A 16,180-nucleotide genomic window follows, 5' to 3' on the forward strand; every position below is an offset into this window, starting at 1 on the left:
TCTCGCCGCAGGGGGCGCCTAGCACTTGGACTTGTTCCCAGCCCTTTCACGGAGGCCCGATGCACCGCCTTGCCAGAGCCTTTGCCGTCTTTGCCCTGCTTGCCGGGCCGGCTGCGGCTTTCGAGAGCGGGCTGAAGCTGCTGGCGACCGGGGCGGAGAGCCGGGGCTGGGAGGCCGTGGGGCGGCTTGACCTTGGCCGGGGCAGTTTCTGCACTGGCACGCTGATCGCGCCCGACCTCGTGCTCACCGCGGCGCATTGCCTCTACGATCACCGCTCGGGGCAGATGATCCCGGCCCAGCAGATCGAGTTCCGCGCCGGCTGGCGCAATGGCCGGGCGGTCGCCTATCGCGGCGCGCGCCGTGCGATGGCGCATCCGTCCTATCTCTATCAGGGGCCCGACCGGTTCGACCGTGTCGCCTGGGATCTTGCCCTCGTGCAGCTTGACGCGCCGATCCGGCTGCCGCAGGTGCAGCCCTTCGCGCTCGACCGCGCGCCGGGCGAGGGGGATCAGGTCGGTGTCGTCTCCTATGCCCATGACCGGGCCGAAGCGCCGGCGCTGCAGTCGATCTGCGAGGTGCTCAAGCGCGAGGCGGGGGTGGTGCTGATGAACTGCGCCGCCGATTTCGGCTCCTCGGGCGCGCCGGTCTTTGCCATGCGCGAGGGCGAACCGCGCATCGTCTCGATCGTCTCGGCCAAGGCCGAGCTGCGGCAGGAGCCGGTCTCGCTCGGTGCGCTGGTCGACGGGGTCAGCGATCTCGAAGAGGCGATGGCGCGCCGCGATACCGCCCCCGCGACGCAGGAAACCCGCACCAGCGGGGCGAAGTTCGTCCGCCCCTGAGGGGGCCGGATTTTGCCGCAACGCCCCGCGCGCAGGCCTTGAAACGCGCTGTTCTCCTTCCCAGATTGCCACCACCGGGGTGCCATGACGGGCCCCGGCGAACCCCATGCCCGGCCCCGTCGGGGCGGGCGCAACGACATCGCTCATGTGAGGATGACCCATGCGTACCTTTGATTTTTCGCCGCTTTACCGTGCCACCGTCGGCTTTGACCGCGTCGCCGACATGATGGATCGGGTGCTTGCCGCCGATGTGGCGCAGCCGACCTACCCGCCCTACAACATCGAGAAGACCGACGAGAACGCCTATCGCATCTCCGTCGCCGTCGCGGGCTTCGGCTCGGACGAGTTGAGCGTCGAGCTGCGCGAGGGCGCGCTGATCGTCGCCGGTCGCAAGGCCGAGGAGGCGGGCGAGACCACTTTCCTGCATCGCGGCATCGCCACCCGCGCCTTCGAGCGCCGCTTCGCGCTCGCTGACCACATGAAGGTCACCGGCGCCTCGCATGCCGATGGCATGCTGCACATCGACCTTGTCCGCGAGGTGCCCGAGGCGCTGAAGCCGCGCCGGATCGAGATCGCGGGCCCGGCGACCGTCGAGGCGAAACGTGTCGAGACGGTCGAGGCAAAGCCGCTGAACGCCTGATCGCCTGACCCGGATGAACGGGACGGGGCGCGGGGGAGACCCTCCGCGCCCCGTTTCGTGTCAGCCCGCGCCCAGATCGTCGCGGCTGACCGCCACCGTCTTCAGGATCGCGTGGCAGGCGACGCCCGGCGCAAGGCCAAGCGCGGTGACCGAGCGTTGCGTCAGCCGGGCAAGCACCGCCTCGCGTCCCATCCGCAGCCGCACGAAAGCGCGCCCGCCGGGTTCGGGCTCGATCCGCTCGACGATGCCGGGCAGGATGTTCAGCGCCGACAGCCCCTCGGGGCGCGCGCGCGACAGGATCACGTCCGAGGCATGGAGCCGCAGCCGCAGCCGGGTGCCGGGCGCGCCCGGGCTCTCGGCCACCCAGACCGGCCCGGCGTCGGTGTCAAGCCGCACGAGCCCGTCGGGCGCGGTCTCGCCCACGGTGGCGACGAGCACCGTGCCGGCCTCGGCCCCGCCAAGGTGCGGGGCCAGCGCGGGGTCCGAGAACACCTCGGCCGCGGGGCCGGCGGCCAGCACCCGGCCGGCATCGAGCAGCACCACGGTCGAGGCGAGCCGCGCCACCTCGCCGATCGCGTGGCTGACGTAGAGAACGGGCAGCCCAGCGTCGCGCAGCCGCTCGATGAAGGGCAGGATCTCCTCGCGCCGCGCGGCGTCAAGCGCGGCGAGCGGCTCGTCCATCAGCAAGAGCCGCGGTTTCGACAGCAGCGCCCGCCCGATCGAGACGCGGGCCTTCTCGCCCCCCGACAGCGCGCCGGGCAGGCGCTCGAGCAGCGCGCCGATGCCGAGCATCTCGATCACCTGATCGAAGCCCGGCCCGGGCGCGGCCTTCAGCGCGAAGCGGGCGCCATAGAGCAGGTTCGACCGCACCGAGAGATGCGGGAACAACCGCGGTTCCTGAAAGACATAGCCGACCCGGCGCCGGCGCGCGGGCAGGTTCACCCCGCGCTCTGTGTCCAGCAGCACCTCGCCCTGCGCCACGACCCGGCCCCGCGTCGGGCGGAAGAGGCCCGCGACGGCGTTGATGACGGTGGTCTTGCCCGCGCCGGAGGCTCCGAAAAGTGCGGTGACGCCGGCAGGCGCGGCGAAGGCGACATCGACGGCGAAGCTGCCGAAATCGTGGCTAAGTGACACTTCCAGCATCACGCGCCCCCGATCCGTTTCGCCACCCGCCGCGCCACCCCTTCCGAGATCAGCACCGCGCCAAGCGCCACCACGACCGAGACCCCGGCCAGCCGCGCCGCCTGCAACTCGCCGCCCGGGATCTGCAGGAAGGCATAGATCGCCGAGGGCAGGGTCTGGGTCTGGCCCGGGATGTTTGACACGAAGGTGATGGTGGCGCCGAACTCGCCCATGGCCTTGGCAAAGGCGAGGATCGCGCCGGCCAGCACCCCGGGCAGGATCAGCGGCAGGGTGACGGTGGCGAAGACCGCGATCCGCGGGGCGCCGAGCGTCGCCGCCGCCTGTTCCAGTTTCGGATCGACCGCCTCGATGGCGAGCCGGATCGCCCGCACCATCAGCGGAAAGCCCATCACCGCGGCCGCGAGCGCCGCGCCGGTCCAGCGGAAGGCGAAGACGAGGCCGAAGACGTCATAGAGAAAGCCGCCGATCGGCCCCTTGCGGCCGAAGCTCAGCAGCAGCGCATAGCCCGTCACCACCGGCGGCAGGATCAGCGGCAGATGCACCAGCGCATTGAGCAGCCACAGCCCGGGCAGCCGGCTGCGGGCGAGCAGCAGCGCCACGCCGATGCCGAACGGCAGCGAGGCCGCCACGGCGACCGTGGCGACCTTCAGCGACAGCAGAACCGCCGTCCATTCTTCCGGGCTGAGAAAGCTCACCGGCTCATTTCACCTCGAAGCCCTGGGCCTCGAAGATCGCGACGGCCTTGGGCGTGCCGAGGTAGTCGAGGAAGGCCTTCGCCTCGGCGGGCGCCGGGCCGTCCTTGATCAGCGCGACAGGATAGGTGATCGGCTTGTGGCTGTCTTCGGGGAAGGTGGCGACGACATGCACCTTCGGTTCGGCCGCGGCATCGGTCTTGTAGACGATGCCATAGGGCGCCTCGCCGGTCGCGACGAGGGCAAGCGCCGCGCGCACGTTGTCGGCCTGCGCCACCTGCGGCTCGACCTTGTCCCACAGGCCCATGAAGGTCAGCGCGGCCTTGCCATACTGGCCCGCCGGCACGGAATCCACCAGCGCCATGGCCAGCTTGTGATCGCCGAGCACCTCGGGCAGCTTGGGCAGATCGACCGGCGCCTCGCTGTCCGAGACCAGCACCAGCGTGTTGCCGAGCAGGTCCTTGCGGCTGTCGGGCAGCACCATGCCGGCCTTCTCGACATCGTCCATCCAGGCGACCGAGGCCGAGATGAACATGTCAGCGGGTGCGCCGGCGTCGATCTGCTTCGCCAGCGCGGAACTCCCGGCATAGGAGATCACCGGCTTGGTGCCGGTCTCGGCGGTGAACTCGGTGGCGATCTCGTCCAGCGCGGTCTTCATCGAGGCGGCGGCGAAGATCACCGGATCGGCAGCAAGAACAGGGGTCGCGCCGGCCAGCAGCAGGCCGAGGGCGAGGGATGCGAGACGCATGGGGACCTCCGGGTCGCGTTATGTTTGCGCGACCATAACCACCGCTCGCGGCTGGCGGCAAGCGTTATTTCTCATCGGGAATATCCCTTTCCTGGGCCTCTGCCGCGCCGTCGCGCAGCCGTGCGCCGATCGCCGCAATCTCGCCCGCGCCGTCCGCAAGAAGTCGGGCGAGCAGGGCGCGATATTCGGCCAGAACCGCCTGACCCGTGGCAGTCAGCTGCGCGCCGCCACCGTGCGCGCCGCCGCGCGCACTCAGCACCAGGGGCTCGGCAAAGGCGTCGTTCATCTCCTCGACCAGAGACCAGGCACGCTTGTAGCTCATCCCCATCCGCCGCCCGGCGGCCGAGATCGAGCCCTCCTCGGAGATCGCCTGAAGCAGGTCGGCCTTGCCCGGCCCGAAGACCAGCTTGCCGTAATAAAGCCGCAGCGTGGCGCGTGTCAGGTCCATGGGCTCCTCCTGTGTCCATCCTGTCGCGTTCGGCCCGTGCAGGCAAGCCGCCCCCTTGCACCGCGCGGCGGCATCGGTCAGCCTCGCCGGGCTGGGGGAGGAAACCATGCGCATGACCATCGTCTTTCTGCTGGCCGCCTATGTGCTGAGCCAGTTCTACCGGGTGTTCCTGGCGGTGCTGACGCCGGTTCTGGGGGCGGATCTCGGGATCAGCGCCGAAGAGCTGGCGCTGGCGCTCGGCTTCTGGTTCGCGGCTTTCGCGGCGATGCAGATCCCGGTGGGCACCGCGCTCGACCGTTTCGGGCCGCGGATGACGACGGCGCTGCTTCTGGGCCTTGGCGGCGCCGGCGGCGCGGCGCTCTTCGCCACGGCGCAGGGGGCGGTGCAGATCCATCTGGCGATGGCGCTTCTGGGGTTCGGCTGCTCGCCGGTGCTGATGGCCGGCTATTACGTCGTCGCCCATGCCTTCCGCCCGGCGCTGTTCTCGATCCTGGCCGCGGCGCTTCTGGGCGGCGGCAGTCTGGGCAACATCCTCGGCGCGGCGCCGATGGCGGCGGCGGTCGAGGCCTGGGGCTGGCGCGCGGTGATGTGGGGGCTGATGGCGGCGACGCTGGTCGTCGCGGCGGGGCTCGCGATCTTTGCGCGCGACCCGGCACGCGAGGGCGGCCATGACGCCCGCCGCGGCTCGCTTCTCGACGTGCTGCGCAATCCGGGCTTCCTGCTGATCCTGCCGCTTGCCTTCACCAACAATGCCGCCTCGGCCGGCATCCGCGGCCTCTGGGCCGGGCCCTGGGCGGGCGAGGTGCATGGCGCCGATGCGCTGACCATCGGCCATGTCACGCTGGCGATGAGCCTTGCCATGGTGCTGGGCAATTTCGTCTACGGGCCGGCCGACCGCATCCTTGGCAGCCACAAGCGCGTGGTTCTGGTGGGCAACCTGTGCCTGTGCCTGGCGCTCGCCGTGCTGGTCGCGATGCCCGGGATGTCGCTGGTCGGCGGCGCCGTGGCGCTGGCCGCGGTGGGGTTCTTCGGCAGCTCCTACCCGGTGCTGATGGCGCATGGCCGCGCCTTCTTCCCGGCGCATCTGGTCGGGCGGGGCATGACGGTGCTGAACCTGATGTCGATCGGCGGCATCGCGGTGGCGCAATTCGGCACCGCGCCGCTGTTCCGCGCGGCCTCGGCCGGGGGCGATGTGACCTTCGCCTATGGCATGCTGTTCCTGTTCTTCCTCGTGCCGCTGGTGCTCTCGCTTGCCTTCTATCTCTTCGCGGCAGACAAGCCCGTGGCACTCGACTAGAAAGACCGCATGAAGACGTCCCTTCCCGACCCGATCGAGGTCATCGCACCGAACCTGAAACGCCGCCTGTCGGGGGTCACCGCCACCATCGCGCGGCTGGTGCCGGTGCAGGCGCGGATGATCGGCATCGTCACCACCGGCCCGGGCCTGCCCGCCGCGCTGCCGCATGTGCCCGTCTGGCGCCTGCCGCTGCTGCCGCGCCGGCGCCGGGTCTGGCACGCGCGGCGCAACACCGAGATGCTGCTGGGGCTGGCGCTGAAACGCCTCTTCGGGATGGAGCTGAAACTTCTCTTCACCTCGGCCAGCCAGCGCCGCCACACCGGCTATACGAAATGGCTGATCGGGCAGATGGACGACGTCGTCGCCACCTCGTCGCGCACTGCGGCCTATCTCGAGCGCCCGGCGCATGTGATCTTGCACGGCATCGACACCCAGGGCTTCACCCCGCCGCGCAGCCGCGCCGCGCTGCGCGCCCGGCTCGGCCTGCCCGAGGGGGTGCTGGTCGGCTGCTATGGCCGGATCCGCGCGCAGAAGGGCACCGATGCCTTCGTCGGCGCGATGCTGTCGCTGCTGCCGACCCGGCCCGGCGTCACCGCCCTGGTGATGGGCCGCGCGACCGAGGGGCAGGGGGCCTTCCTCGACGGGCTGAAGGCGAAGGTGAAGGAGGCAGGGCTGGAAAACCGCATCCTTTTCCCGCCCGAGGTCACCGTCGACCGGATGGCTGACTGGTATCGCGTGCTGGACCTCTACGTCGCGCCGCAGCGGTGGGAGGGCTTCGGCCTGACCCCGCTCGAGGCGATGGCCTGCGGCGTGCCGGTGGTGGCGACCCGCGTCGGCGCCTTCGAGGAGATCGTGACGCCGGAGACCGGCGCGCTGGTCGATCCGGACGACATCCCGGCGCTGGCCGCCGCCTGCGCGCCCTTCCTCGACGATGCCGCCCGCCGCGCGGCGGCGGCCGAGGCCGCCCGCGCCCATGTCGAGGCGCGCTTCCGCATCGAGACCGAGGCCGCGGCGCTGGTCGCGCTCTATCGCGACCTGCTGGCATGACCCGGCTCGGCTTCCTTCTCGCCCGCACCCTGCGCCGCGAGGCGCCGCTTGCCGCGCTGTCGGTGCCGCAGGCGGCGCTGCTGGCCGCGCTTGCCGGCCGTTCGGTGGCGCTTGTCGGCAATGCGCGCTCGCTCGCCGGGACGCAGCACGGCGCGGCGATCGACGGACATGACCTCGTGGTGCGGATCAACCGCGCGCCGATGCCCGCGGCGCAAAGCCACGGCACCCGCACCGACTGGCTGGCGCTCGCGACCGCGCTGCCGGCCGCCGACCGCGCCCGTCTGCATCCCGGCCGCTATCTGTGGATGAGCCACAAGCGCAAGCGGCTCGACTGGGAAACGGCGACGAGCCCGGGGTTCTACCTGCATCCGCGCGCCGACTATGCCGGGCTGAAGGCACGGCTGGACGCGCAACCGACGACCGGGGCGATGCTGATCGAGCTTTTCGCGCGCTCGGAGCTGTCGCGCCTCACCCTCTTCGGCTTCGACTTCTTCGCCTCGCTCTCGCTCTCCGGCCGGCGCACGGCCGAGCAGGTGCCGCATGACTTTTCCGCCGAGGCGCGATTTGTCGCGGATCTGATGGCGCGGGATTCGCGCATCAGCCGCGTGATTTGAGCGCAAATCGCTTCCCAAGCCATCGCTTTTCCGATATGGCCTGCCTGCTTTGAGCATGGAGGTCCCAAGATGGGCTATAAAGTCGTCGTCGCGGGCGCCACGGGCAATGTGGGCCGCGAAATGCTGAACATTCTCGCCGAGCGCGAGTTTCCTGCTGATGAGGTTGTCGCTCTGGCTTCGCGCCGGAGCCTTGGCACTGAGGTCAGCTACGGCGACAAAACCCTGAAGACCAAAGACATCGAAGGCTTCGACTTCACGGGCTATGACATCGCGCTCTTTGCCATCGGCTCGGAGCCGACGAAGAAGTATGCGCCGATCGCCGCCTCGCAGGGCTGCGTGGTGATCGACAACTCGTCGCTCTACCGCTACGACCCGGAGATCCCGCTGGTGGTTCCGGAAGTGAACCCGGAAGCGGTCGAGATGTACAAGAACAAGAACATCATCGCGAACCCGAACTGCTCGACCGCGCAGCTCGTCGTTGCGCTGAAGCCGCTGCATGACCGCGCCAAGATCAAGCGCGTCGTCGTCGCGACCTATCAGTCGGTCTCGGGCGCGGGCAAGGAAGGCATGGACGAGCTCTGGGATCAGACCAAGGCCGTCTACAACCCGACCTCGGACGTGCCGCCGAAGAAGTTCACCAAGGAGATCGCCTTCAACGTGATCCCGCACATCGACGTCTTCATGGAAGACGGCTCGACCAAGGAAGAGTGGAAGATGGTCGCGGAGACGAAGAAGATCGTCGATCCGAAGATCAAGCTGACCGCGACCTGCGTGCGCGTGCCGGTCTTCGTCGGCCATTCGGAAGCGGTGAACATCGAGTTCGAGGAGTTCCTCGACGAGGACGAGGCGCGCGACATCCTGCGCGAGGCGCCCGGTGTCATGGTGATCGACAAGCGCGAGAACGGTGGCTACATCACGCCGAAGGAATGCGTGGGCGACTATGCCACCTTCATCTCGCGCATCCGCCAGGACAGCACGATCGACAACGGCATCAACCTGTGGTGCGTGTCGGACAACCTGCGCAAGGGCGCGGCGCTGAACGCAGTGCAGATCGCCGAAACCCTCGGCAATCGTTGCCTGAAGAAGGGGTGAGCCGCGGTCGGGGTGCCATGCACCCCGATCAAACGCTCCGGTGGAGCGTTTGAAGCGGCGAACGCCCGGAGCGCAAGCGAGGGCCGGGTGCCTTTGGCGAACGCCCGGAGCGCAAGCGCAGGGCCGGTCCTTCCTCTCCATCCTCTGACCTGAACGTGAGGGCGCCGTGACACGGCGCCCTCTTGCTTTTGCACTGCCCCCCGGCGACCCTGCGCGGGAAAGTCGGAGGAGTTTCCATGCGTTCCCTTTTCATCGCGCTTCTTGCATCCACCGCCCCCGCGGCGCTCTTCGCGGCCCCGGTCGCACTGCCCGCCACCGTCACCGCCGTCACCCTTTTCCCCGAGGGGGCGCAGGTCACCCGCACCGTCGCGGTGCCCGCGGGCGGCGAGATCCTGGTGCCGAACCTGCCCGACGGCACCGATCCGGCCGGGCTGCGCGTCACCGGAACGGGGCTTGCGATCGGCGCCGTCACGCTGATCGACGAGCGCCAGCCCGCGGCCGAGGATGTCGTCTCGCCCGCCCTCGCCGCGGCGCGGGCGAAGGTCGCCGACCTGACCGAGGCGCTGGCGGCAAAGCAGGACGGCATTGCCCAGATCCGCGCCAAGGCAGAGGCGGCGCGGGCGAAGGTCGAGTTCCTCAAGGGGCTCGACACCGCGAACACCGCGCCCGCCGATATCGCCAAGCTTGCCCAGACCGTGGCCGAGGGCGTGCTGGCCGCGAATGGCGAGGCGATCGCCGCCGAGGCCGAGGTTCGCCGCGCCGAAGTGGCGCTGCAACCGGACCGTGACGCGCTCGAGACCGCGCAAAAGGCGCTTGCGGCGCTCGAGCACCCCGAGAAGGGCAGCGATTCCCTGCTGGTCACCGCCACGGGGGCGGGCACGCTGACGATCACCACCTTCGTGCAGGGGGCCGGCTGGACGCCGAGCTATGACCTGCGCCTGGACGGCACGGCGGGCCGGCTTGCCATCGACCGCTTCGTCTCGGTCCGGCAGGCGACGGGCGAGGACTGGACCGGGGTCGATCTGACGCTGTCGACCGCGCGCCCCTCGGACCGCACCGATCCGTCCGAGCTCTGGCCGCAGCTTCTGCGCATCGGGCCGGAACAGCCGGTGGGGGGGATGGCCAAGTCCGCGATGCGCGAGGCCGACAGCTTCGCGATGCCGGTGGCCGAGGCCGCGCCGATGCCGATGACGCTTGCGATGCAGGGCGAGACGGTGACCTATCGCTATGCGACGCCCGTCGACATCCGCGACGGGGTCGAGAACCTGCGCCTTGGCCTCGATACGCTCGAACGCCCGGCGAAGGTGCTGGCCGAGGCGGTGCCGGCACGCGACGACACCGCCTATCGCGTGGCCGAGGGCACCAACACCGGGGTCGAGGCGCTGCTGCCGGGCCCGGCGACGCTCTTCGTCGACGGCGCGGTCGTGGGCACCGCCGAGATGCCCGCGGTGGCGGCCGGCGCGCCGTTCCGCTTCGGCTTCGGGGCGATCGACGGGCTGCGGCTGAAGCGCCTTGTCCCCGAGGCGAACGAGGGCGACCGCGGTCTGATCTCGAAATCGAACGAGCGGCGCGAGGTGGCGCAGATCTCGGTCGAGAACCTGAGCGGCCGCGACTGGCCGGTGCGGCTGATCGATCAGGTGCCCTATTCCGAGCAGGAGGACCTGAAGATCGACTGGACCGCCACGCCGGCCCCCACGGCGACCGACTGGACCGACAAGCGCGGCCTGCTCGCCTGGGAGTTCGACCTTGCCGCCGGCAAGACCCAGGCGGTGAAACTGGAAACCACGATCCGCTGGCCGGCCGATCAGGTTCTGCAATGACATGAAAAGGGGCAGCCCTGCGGCTGCCCCTTCCTGTTCCGTCCCGGTGCCGGCCCTTGCGGGCGGCGCCGTCAGATCTGTTCGAAGGCCCCGGTCTCGGGGTTGAACTGCTCGAGCCCGCCCGAGCCGATCTCGTGCCACAGCCCGTGCAGCGTCATGTTGCCCGCCTCGATCGCGGCGCGCACGAAGGGGAAGGTCATCAGGTTCTCAAGGCTGGTGATCACCCCCTGCTTCTCGAGTGCCTCGATCTGCGTTTCCTCGGGCAGCTCCTTCACCTCTTCATAGGCGGGGCGCAGCAGGTTCAGCCAGGTGCCGACGAAGGAGGTCTTTTCCTCCAGCTCGGGCGCGTGGCCGGTGCACATCGCATGGCAGCCGTGTACGCCGCCGCATTGCGAATGGCCCAGCACGATCAGATGCGCGACCTTGAGCGAGGTCACCGCATATTCGACCGCGGCCGAGGTGCCGTGGTGATCGCCATCCGGGTTGTAGGGCGGCACCAGGTTCGCGATGTTGCGGTGGCTGAAGAACTCGCCCGAGTCGGCGCCGAAGATCGAGGTCACGTGGACCCGCGAGTCGCAGCAGGCGATGATCATCGCTCGCGGGCGCTGGCCTTCATCGGCGAGGCGGCGATACCAGGAGCGGTTTTCCGTGTAGGTGGTCGCTTTCCAGCCATGATAGCGGCTGACCAGATACGAAGGCAGAGGCCGAACGTGTTCCTTCATCGTGATCCCCATTGATTGCAGGCACTAGATAGGCCGAGCCGCGTGCAAGTGCGAGGAAATTTTCGCGACCGTCATTCTTTGGCCAAGGTCTCAACGTTTTCTTGAGGCATCCGTGCCAGTCTGGTGGCCAGGGAGGCAGCGCGCGACGCGAGGCGGCGCAATGTGGGAAGGAGGATGGCTGTGGGAACCGTGTCCAGTATCCGGATCGAGGAGGGCGTGCGTGTCGATCCCGACCGCGTGCTGAGGCTGGCGGCTCGGCTCGGCCGGATCGACGCCGCGCATCTGATCTCGGCCACACGGCAGGATCTGATCGAGCAATTCGCCCGCATCGAGCTGGCGGTCGGGCAGGGTGATGCCGGGCAGGCGGCCTGGACCGCGGTCGAGGTCGAGCGGCTGGCCGATCAGGTCGGGATGATCGGGCTCGCGCGCGTGGCGCGCGATCTGCAGGACTGCTGCGCCCGCGACGACCGTCCGGCGCTCGAGGCCGTGACCGCGCGGCTGATCCGCATCGGCGAGCGTTCGCTTTCGGCGATGGGTGTGCTGGCCGGACGCCGCGGCTGAGCCTCGCCCGATCGTGATGCAGGGCCGGGGGTTGCGGCTGCCGGTCGGGGCGCTACCCTTGCGGCGCGGGGCGGCGGCGCTCCGCCTGTCCGGAGACCGAGATGACCGACGCGCCCTTTTCTGACCACCCCGAGATGCGTTTTGCCCCCGCTGATGCCGCGGCCCTGCCGCTGTGGCTGGTGGAAAGCGGCGCCGAGCTGCCCGCGGATCTGAGCCCGGCGCAGCGGGCCTTCGCGCAGGCGCAGGGCTTCGACGGGGCCGCGGGCACGCTGTGCCTGCTGCCAGGCGCTTCGGGCGCGCTCGAGGGGGCGCTTTTCGGCTGGGGCAGTGCCGCGAAACGCCGCCGTGGCCGCTTCCCGCTCGCCCGTGCCGCGGCCGCGCTTCCCGCCGGTGCCTGGCGGCTGGCGACCGATCTGCTCGAGGCCGAGACCGAGGTGCTTGGCTGGTTGTTCGAGGGCTATCGCTTTGGCCGCTATGCGCCGGCGAAGGTGCCCGGCGCGCGGCTTGTCTGCCCGGCGGGCGTCGATGCCGCGCGGCTCGAGGCGATTGCGGCGGGCGAGGCGCTGACCCGCGATCTGATCAACACGCCGCCGAATGACATGGGGCCCGACGAGCTCGAAGCCGCGGTGCGGGCGCTGGCCGGTCGCCACGGCGCGACGGTGAGCGTGATCGCCGGCGATGACCTTCTGGCGCAGGGCTATCCGCTCATTCACGCCGTCGGCCGGGCCAGTCCGCGCGCGCCGCGGCTGATCGAGCTGAGCTGGGGCAGCGAGGGGCCGGAGCTTGCGCTCGTCGGCAAGGGCGTGTGCTTCGACACCGGCGGGCTGAACCTGAAGCCCGGCTCGTCGATGGGGCTGATGAAGAAGGACATGGGGGGCGCGGCCACCGTGCTCGGCCTTGCCGCGATGATCATGGCGCTGGCGCTGCCCTTGCGGCTGCGCGTGCTGATCCCGGCGGTCGAGAATGCGGTCTCGGGCGCCGCCTTCCGGCCGCAGGACATCTACACCTCGCGCAAGGGGCTGACGGTCGAGATCAACAACACCGACGCCGAGGGGCGGCTGGTGCTGGCCGATGCGCTGGCCGCGGCCGACGAGGCCTGCCCGGACCTGATCCTGTGCATGGCGACGCTGACCGGCGCCGCCCGCGTGGCGCTTGGCCCCGAAGTGCCGCCCTTCTACACCGATGACGACGCCCTTGCCGCGGCGCTGGCCGGGGCGGCGGGGGCGGTCGCCGACCCGCTCTGGCGGATGCCGCTGTGGGAGCCCTACGAGACGCTGATCGAGCCCGGCATCGCCGATCTCGACAATGCGCCCTCGGGTGGCATGGCGGGCTCGATCACCGCCGCGCTGTTCCTGCGCCGCTTTGTGACCGAGACCGAGCGGTTCGCCCATTTCGACATCTACGGCTGGCAGCCCGCAGCGGCGCCCGGCCGGCCGAAGGGCGCGGTCGGGCAGGGCGCGCGGGCGATCCTTGCCGCGCTGCCCGGGGTGCTCGGGCTGTGAGTGACCGGCGCCTCACCCCGTTCTCGGGCCGCATCGCGCTTGAAACCCTGCGCGGGCAGGTGGCGGCCGAGGCCTTCACCGAGGGCGAGCCCGCCCGCGTTATCCTGCCGGTGGTCGATCTGAGCCCCGCGCCCGGCGCGCTGCGCGACCGTCAGCTGATCTTCGGCGCCGCGGTCACGGTGATCGAGCGGCGCGGGGCGGCGGCCTTCGTGCAGGCCGCGGCGGACGGCTATTGCGGCTGGGTTCCCGCGGTGGCGTTCGGCGCGCCCGCGCGGCCGACCCATGTCGTCAGCGCCGCCGCGACCCATGTCTATCGCGAAGCCTCGATCAAGCGCGGCGAGGTGATGTCGCTCAGCCTTGGCGCGCGGCTTGCGGTGCTCGACGAAGACGCGAAATTCCTGCGCATCGCCGAGGGATACGTGCCGCGTCCGCATCTGCGCCCGCTCGACCCGCCCGAGACCGACCCGGTCGCGGTGGCCGAGCGGCTGCTGGGCACGCCCTATCTGTGGGGCGGCAATTCGCGCGAGGGGATCGACTGTTCGGGCCTCGTGCAGGTCGCGCTTGCCCTGTGTGGGCGCGTCTGTCCGGCGGATTCCGACCAGCAGAGCCGCGCCTTCGGCGATTTCCTGCCCGCGGGCACGGTACCGCAGCGGGGTGACCTGTTCTTCTGGAAGGGGCATGTCGCCATGGCCTGCGACGGCGAGCGGCTGATCCACGCGAACGGCCACACGATGAGCGTGGCGCATGAGGGCATTGCCGCCTGTCTGGCGCGGATCGAGGCGGCGGGCGACGGGCCCTTCCTCGGGCTGAAGCGGCCCGGCGCCTAGTCGACCGGGCGGATCAGCTTGCGTTCAAGCACGCGCAGCACGGTCGCCAGATCCTGCCCGCGCTTGAGCACCTGCCCGTCCATGCCGATCACCGCATACATGCCCTGCCGGTTGCGCAGGGCGGGGCGCTTCTCGATGCGGAAGAGCGGATTCTCGGCCGCGCGGCGGAAGACCGCGAAGATCGCGACGTCGCGCAGGAAGCTCATGCCATAGTCGCGCCATTCGCCGGCCGCGACCATCCGGCCGTAAAGGGTGAGAATCGCGCCAAGCTCCTGCCGATCGAAGGCGATCTGCCGCGGGGCAGAGGGCTGGGCGGGAAAGGGGGTGGGCGACTGGACCGTCATGACAAAAGGGTGACACCGCGGCGGCGGCAAATCAAGCCCGCGCGGCGGTGCGGGCGCCATGAAATCGCCGTGAAATGGCCCGCAAAAGACCCGCTTTGCCGCCGCATTCCGCCGCGATCGCGGTGGAGGATCAGCGCAGCGGAAAACGCTGCCTCCCGGGGATGCGGTCGAAAGCCCCCACCCAGTTCGCGCCCCCGGGAGGCTTTCCGCGCCACGGAATGCAAAAACCCCGCCCGAAAGGGCGGGGTTTTGTCGTCAGGACGCTGCGCCGGGGCTCAGCCGCAATCGATGTTGAAGATCTTGCCGGTCTGGTCGAGACGGAACACGATGCGCTGCGGGTTGTATTCCTGCGGCTCGAGCCCGCGCCATTCGACGACATTGATCGGACGCGAGATGCCGAGCGTCGGGATCACCGAGCCGGGCTGGCCAAGCGCCGAGACGTAATCGGCGGCGTGGCAGGTGTCGGGCTCGCGCTGCTCGAGCGCGCCCTCGGTGACCTTCGGCGTCAGGTGCGGCGTCGGCATCGGCTCGGCCGGCTCCTCCCGGGTCGTGGTCTGGCAGGCGGCGAGGAGCACCGCGCAGGTGGCTATGACGGAAATTCGGAACAACATGTCGCACCCATTGCTTGCGTTGACGGGCAGATTGGCTCAGTTTGCCCTCTCTATACAGCGAGGAAACGCCGATGAGAACCCGTGCCGCAGTGGCTGTTGCCCCCGGAAAACCGCTTGAAATCATGGAAGTGAACCTGGAAGGCCCGAAGAAGGGCGAGGTTCTGGTCGAAATCAAGGCAACGGGCATCTGCCACACCGACGAATTCACGTTGTCGGGAGCGGATCCCGAGGGAATCTTCCCGGCGATTCTCGGCCATGAGGGCGCGGGTGTGGTGCTCGAGGTCGGCGAGGGCGTGACGACGCTGAAGCCGGGCGATCACGTGATTCCGCTCTACACCCCGGAATGCCGCGAATGCCCGTCCTGCCTCAGCCGCAAGACGAACCTGTGCACCGCGATCCGCTCGACCCAGGGGCAGGGGCTGCTGCCCGACGGCACCACGCGCTTCTCGATGCTCGATGGCACGCCGATCCATCACTACATGGGCTGCTCGACCTTCGCCAACCACACCGTGGTGCCCGAGATCGCGCTCGCCAAGATCCGCGACGACGCGCCCTTCGACAAGGTGTGCTATGTCGGCTGCGGCGTCACCACCGGCATCGGCGCGGTGCTGAACACCGCGAAGGTCGAGATCGGTGCGAAGGCGGTGGTCTTCGGTCTGGGCGGCATCGGCCTGAACGTCATCCAGGGCCTGAAGATGGCCGGCGCCGACATGATCATCGGCGTCGATCTGAACGACGACAAGGAAGAGTGGGGCCGTCGCTTCGGGATGACGCATTTCGTCAATCCGAAGAAGATCGAGGGCGGCATCGTGCAGCATATCGTCAACCTGACGAAGACCCCCTTCGACCAGATCGGCGGCGCCGATTACAGCTTCGACTGCACCGGCAATGTGCAGGTGATGCGCGATGCGCTCGAATGCACGCATCGCGGCTGGGGCGTGTCGGTGGTGATCGGCGTGGCGCCGGCGGGGGCCGAGATCCAGACCCGGCCGTTCCAGCTGGTGACCGGGCGTGTCTGGAAGGGCACCGCCTTTGGCGGCGCGCGCGGGCGCACCGATGTGCCGGGCATCGTCGACTGGTACATGAACGGCAAGATCGAGATCGACTCGATGATCACCCACACCCTGCCGCTCGAACGCATCAACGAGGCCTTCGATCTGATGCACAAGGGCGAGTCGATCCGTTCGGTGGTGATCTACTGAGGCCGGCCGGGGGCCTTGCCCCCGGCCCCCC

The 16,180-nt window shown here is 69.7% G+C and carries 18 protein-coding genes; 11 read left to right on the top strand and 7 right to left on the bottom strand.

The window, feature by feature from the left end; genetic code table 11:
• The first annotated feature begins 59 nt into the window (after window positions 1–59).
• Window positions 60–839, top strand: coding sequence for a trypsin-like serine peptidase (locus DYS74_RS06160; RefSeq protein WP_121531945.1), 780 nt, complete (start codon window positions 60–62; stop codon window positions 837–839).
• A gap of 160 nt (window positions 840–999) precedes the next feature.
• Complete coding sequence (locus tag DYS74_RS06165) at window positions 1,000–1,479, top strand: Hsp20 family protein (protein WP_121531947.1); 480 nt, start codon at window positions 1,000–1,002, stop codon at window positions 1,477–1,479.
• A 60-nt stretch (window positions 1,480–1,539) separates the two neighbouring features.
• On the opposite strand, the gene modC is transcribed toward DYS74_RS06165, so the two are convergent.
• The 4 genes from modC to DYS74_RS06185 form a co-directional block, all read right to left on the bottom strand.
• Entirely contained in the window at window positions 1,540–2,625 is a 1,086-nt protein-coding gene (modC, locus tag DYS74_RS06170; protein ID WP_121531949.1) for a molybdenum ABC transporter ATP-binding protein, read from the bottom strand.
• On the bottom strand, window positions 2,622–3,317 hold the full coding sequence (gene modB / locus DYS74_RS06175; RefSeq protein WP_121531951.1) for a molybdate ABC transporter permease subunit: 696 nt from the start codon (window positions 3,315–3,317) through the stop codon (window positions 2,622–2,624). The genes modC and modB overlap by 4 nt, the downstream gene beginning before the upstream one ends.
• Before the next feature lie 4 nt (window positions 3,318–3,321).
• On the bottom strand, window positions 3,322–4,062 hold the full coding sequence (modA, locus tag DYS74_RS06180) for a molybdate ABC transporter substrate-binding protein (protein WP_121531952.1): 741 nt from the start codon (window positions 4,060–4,062) through the stop codon (window positions 3,322–3,324).
• 64 nt (window positions 4,063–4,126) lie between these two features.
• Window positions 4,127–4,510, bottom strand: coding sequence for a winged helix-turn-helix domain-containing protein (locus DYS74_RS06185; protein ID WP_121531954.1), 384 nt, complete (start codon window positions 4,508–4,510; stop codon window positions 4,127–4,129).
• Between the two features lie 106 nt (window positions 4,511–4,616).
• Here DYS74_RS06185 and DYS74_RS06190 point away from each other — a divergent pair, with 106 nt between their 5' ends.
• The 5 genes from DYS74_RS06190 (at window position 4,617) to DYS74_RS06210 (ending at window position 10,380) form a co-directional block, all read left to right on the top strand.
• A complete protein-coding gene (locus tag DYS74_RS06190; protein WP_121531956.1) occupies window positions 4,617–5,807 on the top strand; it encodes an MFS transporter in 1,191 nt (396 codons plus the stop codon).
• Window positions 5,808–5,816: 9 nt separating this feature from the next.
• Window positions 5,817–6,854: a glycosyltransferase family 4 protein gene (locus DYS74_RS06195; protein WP_121531958.1), complete on the top strand. Its 1,038-nt coding sequence runs from the start codon at window positions 5,817–5,819 to the stop codon at window positions 6,852–6,854.
• Window positions 6,851–7,468 (top strand): glycosyltransferase family 29 protein, encoded by a 618-nt coding sequence (locus DYS74_RS06200; RefSeq protein WP_121531959.1) that lies wholly within the window; start codon window positions 6,851–6,853, stop codon window positions 7,466–7,468. Before DYS74_RS06195 ends, DYS74_RS06200 begins: the two co-directional genes overlap by 4 nt.
• A gap of 69 nt (window positions 7,469–7,537) precedes the next feature.
• On the top strand, window positions 7,538–8,560 hold the full coding sequence (locus DYS74_RS06205; protein ID WP_121531961.1) for an aspartate-semialdehyde dehydrogenase: 1,023 nt from the start codon (window positions 7,538–7,540) through the stop codon (window positions 8,558–8,560).
• A gap of 236 nt (window positions 8,561–8,796) precedes the next feature.
• Entirely contained in the window at window positions 8,797–10,380 is a 1,584-nt protein-coding gene (locus DYS74_RS06210) for a DUF4139 domain-containing protein (RefSeq protein WP_121531962.1), read from the top strand.
• Between the two features lie 71 nt (window positions 10,381–10,451).
• Here DYS74_RS06210 and DYS74_RS06215 read toward each other — a convergent pair whose 3' ends face one another.
• Entirely contained in the window at window positions 10,452–11,102 is a 651-nt protein-coding gene (locus DYS74_RS06215; protein WP_121531964.1) for a carbonic anhydrase, read from the bottom strand.
• Window positions 11,103–11,276: 174 nt separating this feature from the next.
• Here DYS74_RS06215 and DYS74_RS06220 point away from each other — a divergent pair, with 174 nt between their 5' ends.
• The 3 genes from DYS74_RS06220 to DYS74_RS06230 all read left to right on the top strand — a co-directional run bounded on the left by DYS74_RS06220 (window position 11,277) and on the right by DYS74_RS06230 (window position 13,992).
• The gene (locus DYS74_RS06220) at window positions 11,277–11,663 is read left to right on the top strand and encodes a hypothetical protein (protein WP_147435461.1); all 387 of its coding nucleotides are present in this window, start codon (window positions 11,277–11,279) and stop codon (window positions 11,661–11,663) included.
• Between the two features lie 101 nt (window positions 11,664–11,764).
• A complete protein-coding gene (locus DYS74_RS06225) occupies window positions 11,765–13,165 on the top strand; it encodes a leucyl aminopeptidase family protein (RefSeq protein ID WP_245965206.1) in 1,401 nt (466 codons plus the stop codon).
• On the top strand, window positions 13,162–13,992 hold the full coding sequence (locus DYS74_RS06230) for a C40 family peptidase (protein WP_121531968.1): 831 nt from the start codon (window positions 13,162–13,164) through the stop codon (window positions 13,990–13,992). Before DYS74_RS06225 ends, DYS74_RS06230 begins: the two co-directional genes overlap by 4 nt.
• On the opposite strand, the gene DYS74_RS06235 is transcribed toward DYS74_RS06230, so the two are convergent.
• Entirely contained in the window at window positions 13,989–14,336 is a 348-nt protein-coding gene (locus DYS74_RS06235) for a DUF2794 domain-containing protein (protein WP_121531970.1), read from the bottom strand. The genes DYS74_RS06230 and DYS74_RS06235 overlap by 4 nt on opposite strands.
• Window positions 14,337–14,611: 275 nt before the next feature.
• Window positions 14,612–14,947 carry a hypothetical protein gene (locus DYS74_RS06240; protein WP_121531972.1) on the bottom strand — a complete coding sequence of 112 codons (336 nt, stop codon included), beginning with the start codon at window positions 14,945–14,947 and terminating at the stop codon, window positions 14,612–14,614.
• Between the two features lie 71 nt (window positions 14,948–15,018).
• Here DYS74_RS06240 and DYS74_RS06245 point away from each other — a divergent pair, with 71 nt between their 5' ends.
• Window positions 15,019–16,149 (top strand): S-(hydroxymethyl)glutathione dehydrogenase/class III alcohol dehydrogenase, encoded by a 1,131-nt coding sequence (locus DYS74_RS06245; protein WP_121531974.1) that lies wholly within the window; start codon window positions 15,019–15,021, stop codon window positions 16,147–16,149.
• Window positions 16,150–16,180: the final 31 nt, after the last annotated feature.

The organism is Paenirhodobacter hankyongi (assembly GCF_003664585.1).
Lineage (GTDB): Bacteria > Pseudomonadota > Alphaproteobacteria > Rhodobacterales > Rhodobacteraceae > Rhodobacter > Rhodobacter hankyongi.

Coding starts and splice junctions, on each gene's coding strand:
- DYS74_RS06160 (WP_121531945.1), top strand. CDS start 60: ATGCACCGCCTTGCCAGAGCCTTTGCCGTCTTTGCCCTGCTTGCCGGG.
- DYS74_RS06165 (WP_121531947.1), top strand. CDS start 1,000: ATGCGTACCTTTGATTTTTCGCCGCTTTACCGTGCCACCGTCGGCTTT.
- modA (WP_121531952.1), bottom strand. CDS start 4,062: ATGCGTCTCGCATCCCTCGCCCTCGGCCTGCTGCTGGCCGGCGCGACC.
- DYS74_RS06185 (WP_121531954.1), bottom strand. CDS start 4,510: ATGGACCTGACACGCGCCACGCTGCGGCTTTATTACGGCAAGCTGGTC.
- DYS74_RS06190 (WP_121531956.1), top strand. CDS start 4,617: ATGCGCATGACCATCGTCTTTCTGCTGGCCGCCTATGTGCTGAGCCAG.
- DYS74_RS06195 (WP_121531958.1), top strand. CDS start 5,817: ATGAAGACGTCCCTTCCCGACCCGATCGAGGTCATCGCACCGAACCTG.
- DYS74_RS06200 (WP_121531959.1), top strand. CDS start 6,851: ATGACCCGGCTCGGCTTCCTTCTCGCCCGCACCCTGCGCCGCGAGGCG.
- DYS74_RS06205 (WP_121531961.1), top strand. CDS start 7,538: ATGGGCTATAAAGTCGTCGTCGCGGGCGCCACGGGCAATGTGGGCCGC.
- DYS74_RS06210 (WP_121531962.1), top strand. CDS start 8,797: ATGCGTTCCCTTTTCATCGCGCTTCTTGCATCCACCGCCCCCGCGGCG.
- DYS74_RS06215 (WP_121531964.1), bottom strand. CDS start 11,102: ATGAAGGAACACGTTCGGCCTCTGCCTTCGTATCTGGTCAGCCGCTAT.
- DYS74_RS06220 (WP_147435461.1), top strand. CDS start 11,277: ATGGCTGTGGGAACCGTGTCCAGTATCCGGATCGAGGAGGGCGTGCGT.
- DYS74_RS06225 (WP_245965206.1), top strand. CDS start 11,765: ATGACCGACGCGCCCTTTTCTGACCACCCCGAGATGCGTTTTGCCCCC.
- DYS74_RS06235 (WP_121531970.1), bottom strand. CDS start 14,336: ATGACGGTCCAGTCGCCCACCCCCTTTCCCGCCCAGCCCTCTGCCCCG.
- DYS74_RS06240 (WP_121531972.1), bottom strand. CDS start 14,947: ATGTTGTTCCGAATTTCCGTCATAGCCACCTGCGCGGTGCTCCTCGCC.
- DYS74_RS06245 (WP_121531974.1), top strand. CDS start 15,019: ATGAGAACCCGTGCCGCAGTGGCTGTTGCCCCCGGAAAACCGCTTGAA.